The following is an 18,323-nucleotide window of genomic DNA, read 5'->3' as shown; positions in this document are numbered from 1 at the left end:
AGGACCAGGACAGCATCACGCTGCTCCTCCGCGCTCAGCGCAACTGGTAAGTTCGGTCTAACGACCTGACACAGAGCCCCGGCGGGAAACCGCCGGGGCTCTTCTTTTGCCTGTCGTGCTGATCTCGCTCAGCGCAATGGGCCGAGCTGGTGTGCCGCTCGATCATCGCTGGTTGTTCTTCGTTGAACCCGGTCAATGTGGCTGTGAAGAGGTGCTCGCTGAGCCATCGCTGACCTGGGGCGCAGAGAGGGCTGCCCGTGGGCCGGCCCGGCCGTCGCACCCACTGACGATCTTTCCCGGCAGCAGGGTGGGCCGACGCCTTCATCTTCGAGCAGGGCCTCGCCCGAATTGACCGATCGGATCGCAGCGGCCGCGGCGCTCAGCGGCGCGTCGAGAAGGCGCGCCCGAGGATAGTCATCGATCGGTCGGGATGCTTCGCCTGCTCGGGTCCCGATCAGGACGGTGCTCGCAATCCATGCTCGAAGAGCTGCGAGGTGAGAGAGGAGAGACCGCTATTCCACGCTTACGGCGCCGCGACGCAGGTCCGCTTCGATCTGCAAGCGCGTGCCGCCGCCGAAGCGGGCGCGGTAGACCTGAAGGTTCTCCATGATGCGCTGCACGTAATTGCGCGTCTCGGAGAACGGAATCAGCTCGACCCAGTCGACCGCATCGACCTTGGGGTCGCGCGGATCGCCGTAGCGTTCGACCCACTTCTTCACGCTGCCGCGGCCGGCATTGTAGGCGGCAAAGGTCATGATGTAGGAGCCGCGATAGTCCTCGAGCAATCCGCCGAGCTCGGCCGAGCCGAGCGTGGCGTTGTAGACCGAATCGTTCTTCAGCCTTGCGATGTCGTAGGTCGCGCCGTGCCGCTTGCAGACATAGCGCGCGGCATCCGGCGTCACCTGCATCAGCCCATAAGCCTGCGCCGGCGAGACCACCGACGGATTGAACGCGCTCTCCTGGCGGGCGATGGCGTAGACGATGCTGCGCTCGACCTCGGGACCGATCGGCGTGAACTGCGGAATACCGTTGACCGGATAGGCGTAGAAGTCGAACGGCAGGCCGCGATTGAGCGCGGATTTGCCGACCAGCAGCATGCCGCGCGCGTCGCCGTAGCGCTGGGTGAGCTCGCCAAGGCCGGCAAGCGCCTCGGGATCGCCGTTCTCGCCCATGTCGGCGAGCAGCGGCACCGCGAGCTCGCGCGCGTCGAGCTCGTAGAGCAGATGCGCCGCGCGCACGATCTCCAGCCGGTCGGCGCCGCGTCCGCGCGGCTGGCTGTTGAGCTCGATCTGCGGCAGGCCGAGTTTTGCGCGTGCGAGCTGACCGTAGTAGCTGGTCGACTGTTCGGCGGCGCGGGCGTAGGCGTTGCGCGCCTCCTGTTGACGCCCCATCGCTTCGGCCGCGCGGCCCTGCCAATAGCCGGCCCGCGCCAGCGCGGTCGGATTGACGCTGCCGACGCCGATGCGGGCAAAATGCTGGGCGGCGGTCGCGGGGTCGTTGAGGAAGCGCAGCGCGATCCACCCGGCGGTGAACTCCTGCTCGGTCTTGTAGATGTCGCGCGAAGGCAGTGCGGCGTCGCGCGCGATCAGATAGGCGCTGCGGAATTCCTCGGTGTCGATCATCTTACGCGCCAGGAGGCGCCGCTCGATCCACCATTCGTCGAGATTGTGCAGGCGGCCCGGATCCTTGGGCGCGGACAGCATGAGCTGGGCGGCCTCGGCGAACTTTTCCTCGCGGCGCAGCAGCTGGATCTTGCTGAAGATGAAGCCGGGATCATTGTGCAGCTCGCGCGGCACCGCATCGAGCAGCGCGCGTGCGTTCGGCGCCTTCTTGACCGCGGCGATGCGGGCCCTGGCGAGGGCGACATAGCCGGCGCCGAGGCGCTTTGCCGCGCGCAACGCCGCCTCGTTCTCGCTGCCGTAGAGCAGGGTGTCCATCCGCGCCTTCTGATCGCCCGGCGTCAGCAGCGCGCCGAACTGGTCGAGCGCATTGTTCTCGGTCTCCTCCGACATCGGATCGCTGCGCCAGGCCTCGCGCACCAGCCGCTCGGCATTGGCGCGGTCGCCGCGTGCCAGCATCGCCTTGGCGAGCGTGAAGCGGCCCTTGGCGGAGATCGGGGACTCGTTCTCGAACCACGACCACGCGACCGAATCGTCGCGCCGGTCGTCCCACATCGCGGCCTCCAGGCGCCGGCGCAGGAAGGTCTGCGACGGCCAGCTCGGATTGGCGGCGAGGAAGGCGCGATAACGCTCGACGCTTGCGCCATTGTCCTCGCTGCGCAGGATGATCCATTCGGCGAGCTTTCGCGCGACGGGATCCGAGATGCCGGCTGCGGCATTGGTGGCCTCGCCGGCCTTGCGCTTGCGCACGAGCTCGATGACCGTCTCCAGCGTGTCCTTGTCGGCTTGTGGCGTCGAGGACGTCGCGGCGACCGCGGCCGGGATGACCGGCTTGCGCGGCGCCGCATGCTGGCGGGTCGCCGGGGCCAGCACCGGAGCTGCGACCGGTCTGGCAGCGGCGGGGGCGGTGGGCTTGACGGTGGCCGTCACGGCCGGCGCGGGTGCCGGTTTGGAGGAAGATCCGCTGGCCGTCGGTTGCGATTTGGGCGCGGGGACCGCTGCCGCCGGTTTCGGCTTGTCCGCAGGCTTCTTGGCGGCATCCTTCTTCGCGGCATCCTTGGCGTGGGCGCTAGCCGGACCCTTGCTCGCGCCCTTTGCGGCGTCCTTTGCTGCGTCTTTGCCGGTTCCCTTGGGTGTTTCCTTCGCCGTGTCTTTGGCCGATCCCTTGGCCGCTGGCTTCGCGGTGCCCTTGGCAGCTTCCGCGGCCGTCTCGTTCGACTTGGCGAGCGCGGCGCAGCCCATGGACAGCCCAGCCGTCAGGCACACGGCCAGACCGGTGGATCGCCATGCGGCACGAGCAAAGGAGGTCACGGCGTTTCGTCGCCCCGAATCAGTGGATTGGCTCAAGACTTAGCTAAATCTGATTGAATATGCGGACAAAATACCAACAGCCGCTTACCTCGGGCCGATTTGCACCACCACCGCGGCAAAATCGCGGCCTAAACCCTGCGTCACACCGAAGCGGGCCTTTTACCGGCGGGATAGACCCGATATGAATGGGGCTTGCTCAAGAAATCGCCGCGTACGGAGGAAGTCCATGGCAGCCAAGACGAAATTCCGGGGGTCGTTCACCGCCTTGGTCACGCCGTTCAAGAACGGTGCGCTGGACGAGGCAGCGTTCCGCTCCCTGGTCAATTGGCAGATTTCAGAGGGCACCAACGGCCTGGTCCCGGTCGGCACGACGGGCGAGAGTCCGACGCTCAGCCATGACGAGCACAAGAAGGTCGTGGAGTGGTGCATCGCTGAAGCCAAGGGCCGCGTGCCTGTCATCGCCGGGGCCGGCTCCAACTCGACCAGGGAGGCGATCGAGCTCGCCCAGCACGCCGAGAAGGCGGGCGCGGATGCCGTGTTGGTCGTCACCCCCTACTACAACAAGCCGACCCAGGAGGGGATGTACCAGCACTTCAAGGCGATCAACGACGCGATCGGCATTCCGATCATCATCTACAACATCCCGCCGCGCTCGGTGATCGACATGTCGGTCGACACCATGAAGCGGCTGTGGGAGCTGAAGAACATCGCCGGCGTCAAGGACGCCACGGCCAGCATGGTGCGCGTGTCGCAGCAGCGCGCGGCGATGGGTGAGGATTTCAACCAGCTCTCGGGCGAGGACGCCACCATCATCGGCTACATGGCCCATGGCGGCCATGGCTGCATCTCTGTCACCTCGAACGTCGCGCCGCGCCTGTGCTCGGAGTTCCACGCCGCCTGGCAGAAGGGCGACACCAAGGCGGCGCTCGCGATCCACGACAAGCTGATGCCGCTGCACAACAACCTCTTCATCGAGAGCAATCCGGCGCCGATCAAGTACGCGATGTCGCTGCTCGGCAAGCTGGAGGAGACGCTGCGGCTGCCGATGGTGCCGGTCTCCGAGCCGACGCGCGTTGCGGTGCGCAGCGCCATGGTGCACGCCGGCCTCATCAACTGACGTCTCGGCCTTACGGGGGAGCCTTTCATGACCGTCGAGGAAAAGGGCGCGCGAATGCTGAAGGAGTTCCGCGAATTTGCCATGAAGGGCAACGTCGTCGACCTCGCGGTCGGCGTCATCATCGGCGCGGCGTTCGGCGCCATCGTCAACTCGCTGGTCGGCGACGTCATCATGCCGATCATCGGCGCGGTGACCGGCGGACTCGACTTCTCGAACTACTTCACCCCCTTGTCGAAGGCGGTCACCGCCACCAACTTAGCTGATGCGAAAAAGCAAGGTGCCGTGCTGGCTTGGGGCAGCTTCCTCACGCTGACGATCAACTTCATCATCGTCGCCTTCGTGCTGTTCCTGGTGATCCGCGCCATGAACACGCTGAAGCGCAATGAGGAGGCCAAGCCCGCGGAGCCGCCGAAGCCGTCGGCCGAAGTCGAGCTCCTGACCGAGATCCGCGATCTCCTCAAGAAGTGACGCGCGCACTTCATCCGAACTGTTAGAATCCGCGCGCATCTCGATCAGGTTTGCCCGTCATGGCCGATAAGAACGAACGTCCGATCAAGGTCATGGCGGAAAATCGCAAGGCCCGCTTCAACTATGCGATCGAAGACACGATCGAGGCGGGGATTGCGCTGACGGGGACCGAGGTCAAGTCGATCCGCAACGGCAAGAGCACGATCGCGGAATCCTATGCGGATTCCAAGAACGGGGAGATCTGGCTGATCAACGCCACCATTCCCGAATATCTCCAGGGCAACCGGTTCAATCACGAGCCCAAGCGGCCGCGAAAACTGCTTCTCCACCGCCGGCAGATCAACAAGCTGATGGGCGCGGTCGACCGCGAGGGCATGACGCTGATCCCGCTCAAGCTGTACTTCAACGAGCGCGGGCGTGCGAAACTGCAGCTGGCAGTTGCAAAGGGCAAGAAGCTGCACGACAAGCGCGAGTCCGAAAAGAAGCGCGACTGGAGCCGGGAGAAGGGCCGGCTGATGCGGGCGAGGGGATGACGAGATGAATCAACGGAGCCTGCTCGAGGTCGATTGGAGCCAGATTCCCGCGCCCGCCGACGATGGCGGCGCCGCGCATCTCGTTGGCATGACGTTGCCGCCGATCGGTCTTCTCGCGACCGACGACACGTCCGTCACCCTGTCGGCGCTGCGCGGGCGCACCGTCGTGTTCGCCTATCCCCGCACGGGCGAGCCCGGCAAGATCGCGCTGGTCGACGATTGGGACATGATCCCGGGAGCGCGCGGCTGCACGCCGCAGACTTGCGCGTTTCGCGATCTGTTCGCCGAGCTGAAAGCCGCCGGCGCCGCGCACGTGTTCGGCCTCTCGACCCAGAGCAACGCGTATCAGACCGAGATGGCCTCGCGCCTCCACCTGCCATTCCCCGTGCTCTCGGACGAGAAGCTGGCGCTCACGCGCGCCTTGAACCTGCCGACCATGGAGGTCGCAGGCCTGACGCTGATCAAGCGCCTGGCGCTGATCATCGACGACGCCAGGATCAGTCATGTGTTCTACCCGGTGTTTCCACCCGATCGGAACGCCGGCGACGTCCTGGATTGGCTGAAGGCCAATCCCGCCAAGGCCTGATCCAAGGCCTCTTCCCGAGGCTTAGTCGAGGTCGGCCTTGATCCTCGCGAACACGGATCGGAACATGTCCGTCGTCAGCACGCCGGTGTTCGTGTTGTAGCGCGAGCAATGATAGCTGTCGTAGAGCTTGAACCGGCCTGCCTGATGCACCGCCCCGTGGCCGAAGGGAGCTTGCGAGCCCTTCAGATTCAGCGGCTTGAGCACGCTGTCGTGCGCAATCCGCCCGAGCGCGACGATCGCGCGCAGGTTCGCCATCGTCGCGAGATTCGCCGCGAGGAACTGGCGGCAGGTGTTGATCTCGACCGGCAGCGGCTTGTTCTGCGGCGGCACGCAATGCACCGCATTGGCGATCCGGCAGTCGACGAGTTTCAGGCCGTCATCAGGGCGCGCCTGATAGGTCCCTCTGGCGAAGCCGTATTCGATCAGCGTGGCGTAGAGCAGGTCGCCGGCATAGTCGCCGGTGAACGGCCGTCCCGTGCGGTTGGCGCCCTGCATTCCCGGCGCGAGGCCCACGATCAGGAGGCGCGCCTTGACGTCGCCGAAGGGCGCAACCGGCCCATTGTGCCACGAGGGCTCTCGTGCGCGGTTCGCCTCGCGAAAGGCGACCAGGCGGGGACAGAGCGGGCAGTCGCGATCGGGAACGACGGTGAGGGGCTGGCGGCTCGTCCGGGCCGCCTCACTCCTCGAAGTCGTCATCGCCCCTCGGCGCCATCGTGGTTGCGCGCTGGAGGAATTGCGGGGCGTGGTGGCGTTCGCCACGCTCGCCGCGGTCACGCGGGGCGGGGCGCTCGGACGGATCGCGGCCGAGCTTGGATTGCAGCTCGACGAGGTCGGTGAAGACGTCGGCCTGGCGGCGCAGCTCGTCGGCAATCATCGGCGGCTGGCTCGCGATGGTGGAGATCACCGTCACACGCACGCCGCGGCGCTGCACGGCCTCGACCAGGGAGCGGAAGTCGCCGTCACCCGAGAACAGCACCATCTGGTCGATGTGCTCGGCCAGCTCCATGGCGTCCACCGCGAGCTCGATGTCCATGTTGCCCTTGACCTTGCGCCGGCCGGAGGCGTCGATGAATTCCTTGGTCGCCTTGGTGACGACGGTGTAGCCATTATAGTCCAGCCAGTCGATCAACGGCCGGATCGAGGAGTATTCCTGATCTTCGATGATGGCGGTGTAATAGAACGCCCGCAACAACGTCCCGCGGCTCTGAAACTCCTTCAGGAGGCGCTTGTAATCGATGTCGAAGCCCAGCGTTTTCGCCGTCGCGTAAAGATTGGCCCCATCGATGAAGAGCGCGATCTTGTTGGTAGGAGAAGGTGACATTCAGTTGCTCGCGTAGTGTTCGTGATTGATCGTTTTTTGTTGGCGCGGCGACAGCAGGCCGCGCAGTCCTAGAGTGCCGCCGCGCCCCGTCGAAACCGCAAATCCGGAGAAGTCGGGGCAATCAAGGTATAGTTATGGCGGACTTGCATACACCCGGCGCCGCTCGTGACGGCAGCCCGGAAAACCACCCGTCCCAGCCCCAATGTGGGCGTAGCAGAGCCGTTTGGCGAGGCCAAATCACAAATTGGCCTTGCGAAACCGTCCCGGTCCCTATAACTAGCGCCAATCATCCACATATTTCGTCCCACCCACAACGGAGCGACAGTCCATGGCTCGCGTCACCGTAGAAGATTGTATCGACAAGGTCGACAACCGGTTTGACTTGGTCCTGCTGGCTGCCCACCGTGCCCGCATGATCTCGTCCGGCTCACAACTAACGGTTGACCGCGATAACGACAAGAACCCAGTTGTGTCTTTGCGCGAAATTGCCGAGACGACGATTTCGCCGGAGGACCTCCGCGAGGAGCTGGTGCATTCGCTCCAGAAGTTCGTCGAGGTGGATGAGCCCGAGCCGGATACGGTGCCGCTGATCGGTTCCGCGGGTGCAAGCGTCGATGCCGACGATACCGAGGTCGCCGTGGAGCGCATGACCGAAGAGGAGCTCCTGAAGGGTCTGGAGGGCCTCGCGCCCCCCGAGGAGCAGCCCGAGGAAGACGAGTAATTCCTCCATCGCGATCATCGACTTGTTGTGATCATATCAAAGGCCCGAACCGTTGTTCGGGCCTTTGCTTTTGTTGACCTTTTCGTGGTTACCATGGCGTTGTCGGTTGGCGCTTGGTCCTGTCACTGAATTGATCGGACACGAGCGCGATCGGAGCTAGGATGTATGCAGCGGGCCGGCTCAGGGCCCGTTTGAAGGCAGGACGGCATGGTATATCGGCGTCGCAGACCCACGCAGATGCAGGCCGCAACCGAATCGGTTGCCGTGGCCCCGACTGCGCCGGTCGCGCGCCCCGCCAGGCCCCGCGCGCGCATGATGCGCCAGTACGACCTCGTCGAGCGCGTCAGATCCTACAATCCCAACACCAACGAAGACCTGCTGAACCGCGCCTATGTCTACGCCATGAAGGCGCATGGTTCGCAGACCCGAGCCTCGGGAGATCCGTATTTCTCGCACCCGCTCGAAGTGGCGGCCATTCTCACCGACCTGAAGCTCGACGACGCCACCATCGTGGCAGCGCTGCTGCACGATACGATCGAGGACACCGAGGCGACGCGGGCCGAGATCGACCAGATCTTCGGGCCGGAGATCGGCGCGCTGGTCGAGGGCCTGACCAAGCTGAAGCGGCTCGAGCTGGTGTCGCGGGAGGCCAAACAGGCCGAGAACCTGCGCAAATTGTTGCTGGCCATTGCTGATGATGTCCGCGTGCTTCTGGTCAAGCTCGCCGACCGCCTGCACAACATGCGCACGCTGGAGTTCGTGCCGACGGAATCGCGCCGGCGCATCGCCGAGGAGACGCTCGACATCTACGCGCCGCTCGCCGGGCGCATGGGCATGCAGGAAATGCGCGAGGAGCTGGAGGATCTGTCCTTCCGCACCCTCGATCCCGAAGCCTATTCGGTGGTGATGCAGCGGCTCGACGCGCTTGCCGAGCGCAACCGCAATTTGATCGGTGAGATCGAGGACCAGCTCTCCAACAATCTGCGCCACCGGGGGCTGGGCGCGCGCGTCTATGGCCGCCGCAAGAAGCCGTTCTCGATCTGGACCAAGATGGAGCGCAAGTCGGTCGGCTTCGAGCAATTGTCCGACATCTTCGGATTTCGCCTCGTCGTCAACGACATCGAAGCCTGCTATCGCGCGCTCGGGATCGTCCACACCACCTGGCCGGTCGTGCCGGGGCGCTTCAAGGACTACATTTCGACGCCGAAGCAGAACGACTACCGCTCGATCCACACCACCGTGATCGGCCCCGGTAACCAGCGCGTCGAGCTCCAGATCCGCACCGAGGCGATGGACCAGATCGCCGAGCGCGGCATCGCCGCGCACGTCTTCTACAAGGAAGGCGTGGGCTCGCCGACCGAATACCTCAAGCGCGAGTCGAACGCGTTCGCCTGGCTGCGCCACACCATCGGCATTCTGTCGGAGAGCGCCAACCCAGAGGAATTCCTGGAGCACACCAAGCTCGAGCTGTTCCACGACCAGGTGTTCTGCTTCACCCCGAAGGGCAAGCTGATCGCGCTGCCGCGCCACGCCAACGTGATCGACTTCGCCTATGCGGTGCACACCGACGTCGGCAACAGCGCGGTGGGCTGCAAGATCAACGGCAAGTTCGCGCCCTTGTCCTCCGAGCTCCAGAACGGCGACGAGGTCGAGGTGCTGACGTCGGAAGCGCAGTCCGCACCGCCGTCGGCCTGGGAAACGCTCGCAGTCACCGGCAAGGCGCGTGCCGCGATCCGCCGCGCCACGCGCACCGCGGTGCGCGATCAATATGTCGGCCTCGGCCGGCGCATCGTCGAGCGCCTGTTCGAGCGCGCCAAGATCGAATACGCCGACGACAAGCTCAAGGGCGCGCTGCCGCGGCTTGCGCGGACCTCGATCGAGGACGTCATGGCGGCCGTCGGGCGCGGCGAGATCAAGGCCTCGCACGTCGCGCGTGCGATGTACCCCGACTACAAGGAGGAGCGCATCGCGCGCTACGGCGTCAAGAAGGGGCTGGCCGCCAAGCTCAAGGAGAAATCGTCGGAGCCCTCGCGCAGCCCGGTCGCGATCCCGATCCGCGGCATCAATTCCGACCTGCCGGTGAAGTTCGCGCCGAATGGCGGTGCCGTGCCGGGAGATCGCATCGTCGGCATCGTCACGCCGGGCGAGGGCATCACGATCTATCCGATCCAGGCGCCGGCCCTGAAGGATTTCGAGGAGGAGCCGGAGCGCTGGCTCGACGTGCGCTGGGACATCGAGGATTCCTTGCCGCAGCGATTCCCGGCCCGCATCAAGGTCGAGAACGTCAACGAGCCCGGCGCGCTCGCGCAGATCGCGACCGTGATCGCCGAGCACGACGGCAACATCGACAATATCAGCATGCAGCGCCGCTCGCCGGACTTCACCGAGACGACGATCGATCTCGAAGTCTACGATCTGAAGCATCTGAGCGCGATCCTGGCCCAGTTGCGCGCCAAGGCCGTCGTCGCCCGCGTCGAACGTGTTAATGGATAGACGCTTTGCATATGCGCCTGTCGCCTTGATTTCGTGAGTCCTGAAATGCCCGCAATTCCCCTCCGCCTCGGCGTCAATATCGACCATGTCGCGACCCTGCGTAACGCGCGCGGCGGCCGCAATCCCGATCCGGTGCGCGCCGCGCTGCTCGCGATCGAGGCCGGCGCCGACGGCATCACCGCGCATTTGCGCGAGGATCGCCGGCACATCCGCGACGAGGACATGGCGCGGCTGAAGGCGGAGATCTCCAAGCCGCTCAACTTCGAGATGGCCGCGACCGACGACATGATGCGAATCTCGCTCGCCACCAAGCCTCACGCCGTGTGCCTCGTGCCGGAGCGGCGCCAGGAGGTGACGACCGAAGGCGGCCTCGACGTGGTCGGCCAGCACAATGCGCTCGCGCCCTATATCGCGCGGCTGAACGATGCCGGCATCCGCGTCTCGCTGTTCATCGCCGCCGATCCCGCCCAGATCGAGATGGCGGCGCGGCTGCGCGCGCCGGTGATCGAGATCCACACCGGCGCATGGTGCGACGCCGTCGTCGACGGCCATACCGCGAAGGCTGAGGCCGAATGGCAGCGGATCGTGGCGGGGGCGAAGCTCGCGAAGGCTGCCGGGCTCGAGGTTCACGCCGGTCACGGGCTGGACTATGCGACGGCGGAGACGATCGCGGCCCTGCCTGAGATCATGGAGCTCAATATCGGCTACTACATGATCGGCGAAGCCCTGTTCGTGGGTCTGGCCGAAACCGTGCGCAACATGCGCGCGGCGATGGACCGCGGCCGGAGCCGGGCATGATCATCGGCATCGGCTCCGACCTGATCGACATCACCCGCGTGGCCAAGGTGATCGAACGCCATGGCGAGCGCTTCCTCGACCGCATCTTCACCGCGGCGGAGCGGGCCAAGGCGGAACGGCGTGCCAAGAACGAGAAGATGGTGGTCGCAACCTACGCCAAGCGCTTCGCCGCCAAGGAGGCCTGCTCCAAGGCGCTCGGCACCGGAATCAGGCGCGGCGTCTGGTGGCGCGACATGGGGGTGGTCAACCTGCCGGGGGGACGGCCGACCATGCAACTGACAGGCGGGGCCCTGGCCCGGCTTCAGGCCCTGACGCCGGACGGGTTCGAGGCGCGGATCGATCTTTCGATCACCGACGACTGGCCGCTGGCGCAGGCTTTCGTCATCATTTCCGCGGTCCCGCTGGCGAAGCCCTGACGGGATGCGGTTGATTTTGTAATTTTCCTGATAGATCAATGTGTTATTCAGTTTTGATGCGATCCTTGATTGCGCGGCCTCCGACAACCGTCTAAAAGTCCGCCGACGCAAATCAGGCTGGGTGAATTCGGCTTTACGCCGGAATTGGCCCTCACTGTCAGAATCAGGACAATCTCCTTGGACCGCGAACCGATGGGCTGTTCGCGGGAGGAGGGCGCTCTGTGACCGCCGGCCGGAATTGAGAGAGCAATGAGCGTGACTTCGGGAACGAAAACTGAGAGCGGCGTCGGTGAAACGATCCGGGTCGTCATTCATGCTCTCCTGATCGCGCTGGTGATCCGCACCTTCCTGTTTCAGCCCTTCAACATCCCGTCCGGCTCGATGAAGGCGACGTTGCTGGTCGGCGACTACCTGTTCGTCTCGAAATATTCCTACGGCTACAGCCACTATTCGATCCCGTTCTCGCCGAACCTGTTCTCGGGCCGGATCTGGGGTTCGGATCCGAACCGCGGCGACATCGTCGTGTTTCGCCTGCCGAAGGACGATTCCACCGACTACATCAAGCGCGTGATCGGTCTTCCCGGCGACCGCGTCCAGATGCGGGACGGGCTGCTCTACATCAACGACGCGCCCGTCGAGCGGCAGCGCATGAGCGAATTTGTCGGCGAAGACCCCTGTGGCTCGGAAGGCGGCGGCATCTCCCGGGTGAAGCGCTGGAAGGAGACGCTGCCGAACGGCGTGTCCTACGAGACGCTGGACTGCGCCGACAACGGCTACATGGACAACACCAACGTCTATAACGTGCCGCCGGGCCACTTCTTCATGATGGGCGATAACCGCGACAATTCGACCGACAGCCGCTTCCTCGGCCAGGTCGGCTATGTGCCGCAGGAAAATCTGATCGGCCGCGCCCAGATGATCTTCTTCTCCATCGCCGAAGGCGAGCATGCCTGGATGTTCTGGCGCTGGCCGTGGGCGGTACGCTGGAATCGTTTCTTCAAAATCGTCCGATGAAAGACGAAGCCAAGGACATCGCGACCCAGCCGATCGAGGCGCAAGCGGGCCCCGAAGGGGAAGCTGCGACCAGGACGGCTGCAGACAAGTCAGCTGCGGACAAGACGCCTGCGAAGAAGAAGCGGGTGCGGAGCAGCAAGGCCAAGGCCAAGGCCGCGGATGCGAACGCGGCGCTCGAGGCGCGCATCGGCCACAGCTTCGCCGACCCGAATCTCCTGATGCAGGCGATCACGCATGTCTCGGCGCTGAAGTCCGGGCGCAAGCGCGGTGACAGCTATCAGCGGCTGGAATTCCTCGGCGACCACGTGCTCGGGCTCGTCGTCTCCGACATGCTCTACCACGCTTTCCCGAATGCCGATGAGGGCGAGCTGTCCAAGCGTCTTGCCGAGCTCGTGCGCAAGGAGAGCTGCGCCGACGTCGCCAAGTCGCTCGGTCTGCTCGACGACATCAAGTTGGGCTCGGTCGGCCCCGGCGCCGATGCGCGCCTGCGCAAGAGCGTGCTCGGGGACATCTGCGAAGCGGTGATCGGCGCCGTCTTCCTCGACGGCGGCTACACGGCCGCGTCCGAGTTCGTCAAGCGCAACTGGACGGAGCGGATGCACAAGCCGCGCCGTCCCTTGCGCGACCCCAAGACCGTCCTTCAGGAATGGGCGCAAGGCAAAGGTTTGCCGACGCCGGTTTACCGCGAGGTCGAGCGCACCGGCCCGCATCACGATCCGCAGTTCCGTGTCGCGGTGGACCTGCCGGGATTGGCTCCGGCCGAAGGCATTGGCGGCAGCAAGCGCGCGGCAGAGAAGGTGGCGGCGTCAGTGATGATCGAACGCGAAGGCGTTGGCGGCAGCAATGACGGCTGAAGCAAGCGGCACGGCGCCCACCGCGACACGCTGCGGTTTCGTCGCGCTGATCGGCGCGCCCAATGTCGGCAAGTCCACGCTGGTCAACGCGCTGGTCGGCGCCAAGGTCACGATCGTATCGCGCAAGGTGCAGACCACGCGCGCGCTGATCCGCGGCATCGTGATCGAGAACAACGCGCAGATCATCCTGGTCGACACGCCCGGCATTTTCCTCCCCAAGCGAAGGCTCGACCGCGCCATGGTCTCGACCGCCTGGAGCGGGGCGCATGACGCCGATCTCGTCTGCGTGCTACTCGATGCCAAGACCGGCATCGACGAGGAGGCCGAGGCCATCCTCGCCAAGGTCGCGAGCGTCAATCACGACAAGATCCTGGTGATCAACAAGGTCGATCTGGTCCAGCGCGAGAAGCTGCTGGCGCTGGCCCAGGCCGCCAACGAACGCATGAAATTCGTGCGGACATTCATGATCTCGGCGATCTCGGGCGATGGCGTCGACGACATCCGCAAGACGCTCGCGGAGATGGTGCCGCCGGGACCGTTCCTCTACCCCGAGGACCAGATGTCGGATGCGCCGATGCGGCAGCTGGCTGCCGAAATCACGCGCGAGAAGATCTATCAGAAGCTGCACCAGGAATTGCCCTACCAGTCCACGGTCGAGACCGACAAGTGGGAGGAGCGCAAGGACAAGTCGGTGCGCATCGAGCAGACGATCTTCGTCGAGCGCGAAAGCCAGCGCAAGATCGTGCTCGGCAAGGGCGGCGCCACCATCAAGTCGATCGGCGCGGACTCGCGCAAGGAGCTGATGCAGATCCTGGACGTGCCGGTGCACCTGTTCCTGTTCGTCAAGGTACGCGAGAACTGGGGCGACGATCCCGATCGCTATCGCGAGATGGGCCTGGACTTCCCCAGGGAATAACCAAGAAAAGACAGGTCACCGATGAGCGTGCCCAGCAACGTCCGGCGCTTCGAAGCGCTGCTCTATGCATCGTTGATGCTGGATGCCCTGTCGGTCGCCGTGCAGGACCGCACGCCCAATGCCGAGATGACCGAGCAGATGATCATGACGGCGACCTTGCTCGCGGCCGGCATGATCCTGCTGCTGGTCTACTTCGTCTGGCTGGCTGCGCATCGACGCAAAAACTGGCCGCGCTGGGTGTTGGCGGCAGCGCTGGTCCTGTCCGTGATCTCGCTCGGCCAGATCATCGGCGAGAAGGGCCTGGAGCTCGACAGCGCCATCGAGATCGTTTCCTGCGCGCTGACGACGATGGGCCTGTATTTCTCCTTCAGCGGCGACGCGCAGGGCTGGTTCAACGCGTAAAGCTGCGTGGGGTGGATCAGCGGAGCGTAATCCACCGCCTATGTGCGTGGAGACGATCGGCGAATGACCCCTTCGGCTAATCCGCCCTACGATTGATGGGCGGAATCCGCTAAGCTCCATCCCATGGAATGGACCGACGAAGGCATCGTGCTGGGGGTGCGGCGGCATGGCGAGAGCAGCGCCATCGTCGAGCTCCTGACGCGCCAGCACGGCCGGCATCTCGGCCTCGTCCGCGGCGGCGCCGGCGCGCGGATGCGGCCGCTGCTGCAACCCGGGAACAGCGTGAGCGCGGTGTGGCGGGCGCGGCTCGACGAGCATCTCGGCACCTACGCGATCGAAGGATTGAAGCTGCGTGCGGCGACGCTGCTGGGATCGTCTCACGGTGTCTACGGCGTCACCCATCTCGCTTCGGTGGCGCGGCTGCTGCCGGAGCGCGATCCGCACGAGGATATCTTTGCGCAGCTCGAACATGCGCTCGACGATTTCGACGACATCGGCAGCGCCGCCGTACACGTCATCCATTTCGAGCTGGCGATGCTCGCCGAGCTCGGTTTCGGCCTGGCGCTTGAGAATTGCGCGGTGACCGGCGAGACCACGGACCTCATCTATGTTTCGCCGAAGTCCGGCGGCGCCGTGTCGCGCGGTGCGGGCGAGCCGTGGCGCGACCGCCTGCTGCGCCTGCCGCCGTTCCTGCGGCATGGCGAGGTGCACACCGATCTCACGGAGCAGGATCTCCAGGACGGCTTTCGGCTCACCGGCCTGTTCCTGCTGCGACATGTGCTGGAGCCGCGCGGGCAGGTCCATTCCGACGCAAGGGCAGGCTTCATCAACGCGCTGACACGGCAGCAGGCGAGGGCAGCGGTTCCAGCGCCATGACCGTCGCACGGAGCTGGGTTGCCCCATAACGGAGCATTTTGGCGGAACCAATTCAGGTTTCCCGGATTGGCCCCGGGGGTTCCAACCCGGGGTAAAGCTTCATGCTGATCAAGGGCTTTGTGATATCGGCTGCGCTCGTGGCGCTGGCACCGGACGCAGTCGCGGGCGAGCAGCCGGGCGTGTTCCGCCGCGCCTCTTGCACCGTCGTCAGATTCTATGTGGCCAAATATTCGGCAGCAGCCGCAGAGGCATGGGCGCGGTCCAAGGGCGCGACCGAGGCCGAGATCGAGACCGCCCGGCGTTGCCTGACCAATGCACCAATCACGGCGCAGGCCCCAAAGCCGCCAGCCACTCAGCCGGTGACCGCGGGTTGGGCGGGGCATTAGACAAGTCCAGCCGCCCACCGGAACAATCGATCCTTGCCCGATTCGCTTCCACGGTTTAACCGGGCGGCATGGGAAAACGAATCGTTCCGCCGGAAGAACCGGCCGAAATTCACGAGGTGCCGCTGCGGGAAGCGCTGGAAGAGCGCTATCTCGCCTATGCGCTCTCCACCATCATGCACCGCGCGCTGCCGGACGCGCGCGATGGCCTGAAGCCGGTGCACCGGCGCATCCTCTACGGCATGCGCCTGCTCCGTCTCGACCCGGGCACGGCCTTCAAGAAGTCGGCGAAAATCGTCGGCGACGTGATGGGCTCGTTCCATCCGCACGGCGACCAGGCGATCTACGACGCCATGGTCCGCCTCGCGCAGGATTTCTCCTCGCGCTACCCGCTGGTCGACGGCCAGGGCAATTTCGGCAATATCGACGGCGATAATCCCGCCGCCTACCGCTACACCGAAGCGCGCATGACCGATGTCGCGCGGCTCTTGCTCGACGGCATCGACGAGGACGGCGTCGAATTCCGCCCCAATTACGACGGCCAGTCGAAGGAGCCGGTCGTGCTGCCCGGCGGCTTCCCGAACCTGCTCGCCAACGGCGCGCAGGGCATCGCGGTCGGCATGGCGACGTCGATCCCGCCGCACAATGCCGCCGAGCTTTGCGACGCCGCGCTGCATCTGATCGAGAAGCCCGACGCGAAATCCAAGGCGTTGATGAAGTGGGTGAAGGGCCCGGATTTCCCGACCGGCGGGATCTGCGTCGATTCCAAACAGGCGATTGCGGAAGCCTACACGACCGGCCGTGGCTCGTTCCGTGTCCGTGCGCGATGGGAGCAGGAAGAGGGCGCGCGTGGCAGCTGGGTCGTCGTCGTCACCGAGATTCCCTTCCTGGTGCAGAAGTCGCGCCTGATCGAGAAGGTCGCCGAGCTGCTGGACCAAAAGAAGCTGCCGTTGGTCGGCGACATCAGGGACGAGTCGGCCGAAGACGTCCGCATCGTGATCGAGCCGAAATCGAAGAACGTCGATCCGGCGCTGATGATGGAATCGCTGTTTCGGCTGACCGAGCTCGAAAACAAGATCCCGCTCAACCTGAACGTGCTGATCAAGGGCAAGGTGCCCAAGGTGGTGGGGCTCGCTGAGTGCTTGCGCGAGTGGCTCGACCATCTGCGCGACGTTTTGATCCGCCGCAGCAACTATCGCAAGGCGCAGATCGAGCACCGGCTGGAAGTCCTCGGCGGCTTCCTGATCGCCTATCTGAACATCGACAAGGTGATCGAGATCATCCGCACCGAGGATGAGCCGAAGCCCGAGCTGATGAAGGCCTTCAAGCTCACCGAGGTACAGGCCGAAGCCATCCTCAACATGCGCCTGCGCTCCTTGCGCAAGCTCGAGGAAATGGAGATCCGCACCGAGGACAAGAACCTCCGCGCCGAGCTCAAGGGCATCAACGCGGTGCTCGCCTCCGAAGCCGAACAGTGGAAGAAGGTCAGCGAGCAGGTCGGCAAGGTCCGCGACATGTTCGGGCCGAAGACGCCGCTCGGCAAGCGCCGCACGACCTTTGCGGACGCGCCCGAGCACGATCTCGCCGCCATCGAGGAAGCCTTCGTCGAGCGCGAGCCGGTGACCATCGTCGTCTCCGACAAGGGCTGGATCCGCACCATGAAGGGGCATGTCGAGGATCTCTCGGGGCTCGCCTTCAAGCAGGACGACAAGCTGGGCTTCGCGTTCTTCGCCGAGACCACCTCGAAGCTGCTGCTGTTTGCCACCAACGGCAAGTTCTACTCGCTCGACGTCGCGAAGCTCCCTGGCGGCCGCGGCCATGGCGAACCGATCCGCCTGTTCATCGACCTCGAGCAGGAGGCCGCGCCCGTCGCGCTGTTCGTCCACAAGGGCGGCCGCAAATTCCTGGTCGCGAGCCACGAGGGGCAGGGCTTCGTCGTCAACGAGGACGATTGCGTCGGCACCACCAAGAAGGGCAAGCAGGTCCTCAACGTCGACATGCCGAACGAGGCGCGCGCGATCACCGAAGTGCTGGGCGACACCGTCGCGGTCATCGGCGAGAACCGCAAGCTGCTGGTTTTCCCGCTCGACCAGGTGCCGGAGATGGCCCGCGGCCGCGGCGTGCGCTTGCAGAAGTACAAGGACGGCGGCCTTTCGGATATTGCCGTGTTCGACGCCAAGGCCGGCCTGACCTGGAAGGACTCCGCGGGCCGTGAATTTTCGGCGACGATGAAGGAGCTCGCGGAGTGGCACGGCACCCGCGCCGACGCCGGTCGCCTGCCGCCGAAGGGCTTCCCGAAGTCGAACAAGTTCGGCCGCGGGATCGGCTAGGGCGCAGGCCGTCGCCACGCAATTGGTGTCATGCCCCGGCTTGACCGGGGCATCCAGGGCGGATTCAACCGTTCGTCGCAACACCCTGTTTGTCGCTCACTCGTAGCAAATGGTCGAGAGTTTCCGCTGGTGTTTTCCAGCCGAGTGTTTTCCTGGGCCTGGTAT

The 18,323-nt window shown here is 65.0% G+C and carries 18 protein-coding genes; 15 read left to right on the top strand and 3 right to left on the bottom strand.

The window, feature by feature from the left end; translation table 11 throughout:
• Positions 1-512: 512 nt before the first annotated feature.
• The gene (locus tag AX729_RS28695) at positions 513-2,930 is read right to left on the bottom strand and encodes a lytic transglycosylase domain-containing protein (protein WP_061027555.1); all 2,418 of its coding nucleotides are present in this window, start codon (positions 2,928-2,930) and stop codon (positions 513-515) included.
• 226 nt (positions 2,931-3,156) lie between these two features.
• Between AX729_RS28695 and dapA the strand changes: the two genes are divergently transcribed.
• The 4 genes from dapA to AX729_RS28675 are packed head-to-tail and all read left to right on the top strand — an operon-like array spanning position 3,157 to position 5,634.
• Positions 3,157-4,047 carry a 4-hydroxy-tetrahydrodipicolinate synthase gene (gene dapA, locus AX729_RS28690; protein ID WP_061027554.1) on the top strand — a complete coding sequence of 297 codons (891 nt, stop codon included), beginning with the start codon at positions 3,157-3,159 and terminating at the stop codon, positions 4,045-4,047.
• 27 nt (positions 4,048-4,074) lie between these two features.
• Positions 4,075-4,515, top strand: coding sequence for a large conductance mechanosensitive channel protein MscL (mscL, locus tag AX729_RS28685; protein ID WP_245325433.1), 441 nt, complete (start codon positions 4,075-4,077; stop codon positions 4,513-4,515).
• A 59-nt stretch (positions 4,516-4,574) separates the two neighbouring features.
• The gene (smpB, locus tag AX729_RS28680) at positions 4,575-5,048 is read left to right on the top strand and encodes an SsrA-binding protein SmpB (protein ID WP_024341117.1); all 474 of its coding nucleotides are present in this window, start codon (positions 4,575-4,577) and stop codon (positions 5,046-5,048) included.
• A gap of 4 nt (positions 5,049-5,052) precedes the next feature.
• Positions 5,053-5,634 (top strand): peroxiredoxin, encoded by a 582-nt coding sequence (locus tag AX729_RS28675; protein WP_061027553.1) that lies wholly within the window; start codon positions 5,053-5,055, stop codon positions 5,632-5,634.
• 21 nt (positions 5,635-5,655) lie between these two features.
• On the opposite strand, the gene AX729_RS28670 is transcribed toward AX729_RS28675, so the two are convergent.
• Together AX729_RS28670 and AX729_RS28665 are read right to left on the bottom strand one after the other, a co-directional pair.
• Positions 5,656-6,330, bottom strand: a complete 675-nt coding sequence (locus AX729_RS28670; RefSeq protein WP_061027552.1) for a uracil-DNA glycosylase — start codon at positions 6,328-6,330, stop codon at positions 5,656-5,658.
• Positions 6,311-6,955 (bottom strand): LabA-like NYN domain-containing protein, encoded by a 645-nt coding sequence (locus tag AX729_RS28665; RefSeq protein ID WP_027573659.1) that lies wholly within the window; start codon positions 6,953-6,955, stop codon positions 6,311-6,313. The genes AX729_RS28670 and AX729_RS28665 overlap by 20 nt, the downstream gene beginning before the upstream one ends.
• A gap of 328 nt (positions 6,956-7,283) precedes the next feature.
• Here AX729_RS28665 and rpoZ point away from each other — a divergent pair, with 328 nt between their 5' ends.
• The 11 genes from rpoZ (at position 7,284) to parC (ending at position 18,158) form a co-directional block, all read left to right on the top strand.
• Positions 7,284-7,676, top strand: coding sequence for a DNA-directed RNA polymerase subunit omega (rpoZ, locus tag AX729_RS28660; protein ID WP_007603391.1), 393 nt, complete (start codon positions 7,284-7,286; stop codon positions 7,674-7,676).
• A gap of 207 nt (positions 7,677-7,883) precedes the next feature.
• The gene (locus tag AX729_RS28655; protein ID WP_061027551.1) at positions 7,884-10,169 is read left to right on the top strand and encodes a RelA/SpoT family protein; all 2,286 of its coding nucleotides are present in this window, start codon (positions 7,884-7,886) and stop codon (positions 10,167-10,169) included.
• Between the two features lie 45 nt (positions 10,170-10,214).
• Positions 10,215-10,967, top strand: a complete 753-nt coding sequence (locus tag AX729_RS28650; RefSeq protein WP_061027550.1) for a pyridoxine 5'-phosphate synthase — start codon at positions 10,215-10,217, stop codon at positions 10,965-10,967.
• Positions 10,964-11,383, top strand: a complete 420-nt coding sequence (gene acpS / locus AX729_RS28645) for a holo-ACP synthase (RefSeq protein WP_061027549.1) — start codon at positions 10,964-10,966, stop codon at positions 11,381-11,383. Before AX729_RS28650 ends, acpS begins: the two co-directional genes overlap by 4 nt.
• A 249-nt stretch (positions 11,384-11,632) precedes the next feature.
• Complete coding sequence (lepB, locus tag AX729_RS28640; protein ID WP_061027548.1) at positions 11,633-12,397, top strand: signal peptidase I; 765 nt, start codon at positions 11,633-11,635, stop codon at positions 12,395-12,397.
• The gene (gene rnc, locus AX729_RS28635; RefSeq protein ID WP_061027547.1) at positions 12,394-13,251 is read left to right on the top strand and encodes a ribonuclease III; all 858 of its coding nucleotides are present in this window, start codon (positions 12,394-12,396) and stop codon (positions 13,249-13,251) included. Before lepB ends, rnc begins: the two co-directional genes overlap by 4 nt.
• Positions 13,241-14,167 carry a GTPase Era gene (gene era / locus AX729_RS28630; RefSeq protein ID WP_061027546.1) on the top strand — a complete coding sequence of 309 codons (927 nt, stop codon included), beginning with the start codon at positions 13,241-13,243 and terminating at the stop codon, positions 14,165-14,167. Before rnc ends, era begins: the two co-directional genes overlap by 11 nt.
• Before the next feature lie 21 nt (positions 14,168-14,188).
• A complete protein-coding gene (locus AX729_RS28625) occupies positions 14,189-14,569 on the top strand; it encodes a hypothetical protein (protein ID WP_061027545.1) in 381 nt (126 codons plus the stop codon).
• Positions 14,570-14,692: 123 nt separating this feature from the next.
• The gene (recO, locus tag AX729_RS28620; protein ID WP_061027544.1) at positions 14,693-15,445 is read left to right on the top strand and encodes a DNA repair protein RecO; all 753 of its coding nucleotides are present in this window, start codon (positions 14,693-14,695) and stop codon (positions 15,443-15,445) included.
• 101 nt (positions 15,446-15,546) lie between these two features.
• Positions 15,547-15,831 (top strand): hypothetical protein, encoded by a 285-nt coding sequence (locus AX729_RS28615; protein ID WP_061027543.1) that lies wholly within the window; start codon positions 15,547-15,549, stop codon positions 15,829-15,831.
• Positions 15,832-15,899: 68 nt separating this feature from the next.
• Positions 15,900-18,158 (top strand): DNA topoisomerase IV subunit A, encoded by a 2,259-nt coding sequence (gene parC, locus AX729_RS28610; protein ID WP_061027542.1) that lies wholly within the window; start codon positions 15,900-15,902, stop codon positions 18,156-18,158.
• Positions 18,159-18,323 lie beyond the last annotated feature (165 nt).

This window comes from Bradyrhizobium sp. CCH5-F6, assembly GCF_001556045.1.
In the GTDB taxonomy this organism is placed as follows: Bacteria; Pseudomonadota; Alphaproteobacteria; order Rhizobiales; family Xanthobacteraceae; genus Bradyrhizobium.
The sequence above is the reverse complement of the archived record's forward strand: the minus strand, read 5'-3'. Positions and strand labels throughout refer to the sequence as shown.

Bases quoted from the DNA above. Each gene is read 5' to 3' on its own strand.
- rnc (WP_061027547.1), top strand. From the start codon at position 12,394: ATGAAAGACGAAGCCAAGGACATCGCGACCCAGCCGATCGAGGCGCAA.
- AX729_RS28665 (WP_027573659.1), bottom strand. From the start codon at position 6,955: ATGTCACCTTCTCCTACCAACAAGATCGCGCTCTTCATCGATGGGGCC.
- AX729_RS28650 (WP_061027550.1), top strand. From the start codon at position 10,215: ATGCCCGCAATTCCCCTCCGCCTCGGCGTCAATATCGACCATGTCGCG.
- dapA (WP_061027554.1), top strand. From the start codon at position 3,157: ATGGCAGCCAAGACGAAATTCCGGGGGTCGTTCACCGCCTTGGTCACG.
- lepB (WP_061027548.1), top strand. From the start codon at position 11,633: ATGAGCGTGACTTCGGGAACGAAAACTGAGAGCGGCGTCGGTGAAACG.
- acpS (WP_061027549.1), top strand. From the start codon at position 10,964: ATGATCATCGGCATCGGCTCCGACCTGATCGACATCACCCGCGTGGCC.
- AX729_RS28625 (WP_061027545.1), top strand. From the start codon at position 14,189: ATGAGCGTGCCCAGCAACGTCCGGCGCTTCGAAGCGCTGCTCTATGCA.
- recO (WP_061027544.1), top strand. From the start codon at position 14,693: ATGGAATGGACCGACGAAGGCATCGTGCTGGGGGTGCGGCGGCATGGC.
- era (WP_061027546.1), top strand. From the start codon at position 13,241: ATGACGGCTGAAGCAAGCGGCACGGCGCCCACCGCGACACGCTGCGGT.
- AX729_RS28615 (WP_061027543.1), top strand. From the start codon at position 15,547: ATGCTGATCAAGGGCTTTGTGATATCGGCTGCGCTCGTGGCGCTGGCA.
- parC (WP_061027542.1), top strand. From the start codon at position 15,900: ATGGGAAAACGAATCGTTCCGCCGGAAGAACCGGCCGAAATTCACGAG.
- mscL (WP_245325433.1), top strand. From the start codon at position 4,075: ATGACCGTCGAGGAAAAGGGCGCGCGAATGCTGAAGGAGTTCCGCGAA.
- AX729_RS28655 (WP_061027551.1), top strand. From the start codon at position 7,884: ATGGTATATCGGCGTCGCAGACCCACGCAGATGCAGGCCGCAACCGAA.
- rpoZ (WP_007603391.1), top strand. From the start codon at position 7,284: ATGGCTCGCGTCACCGTAGAAGATTGTATCGACAAGGTCGACAACCGG.
- smpB (WP_024341117.1), top strand. From the start codon at position 4,575: ATGGCCGATAAGAACGAACGTCCGATCAAGGTCATGGCGGAAAATCGC.
- AX729_RS28675 (WP_061027553.1), top strand. From the start codon at position 5,053: ATGAATCAACGGAGCCTGCTCGAGGTCGATTGGAGCCAGATTCCCGCG.
- AX729_RS28670 (WP_061027552.1), bottom strand. From the start codon at position 6,330: ATGACGACTTCGAGGAGTGAGGCGGCCCGGACGAGCCGCCAGCCCCTC.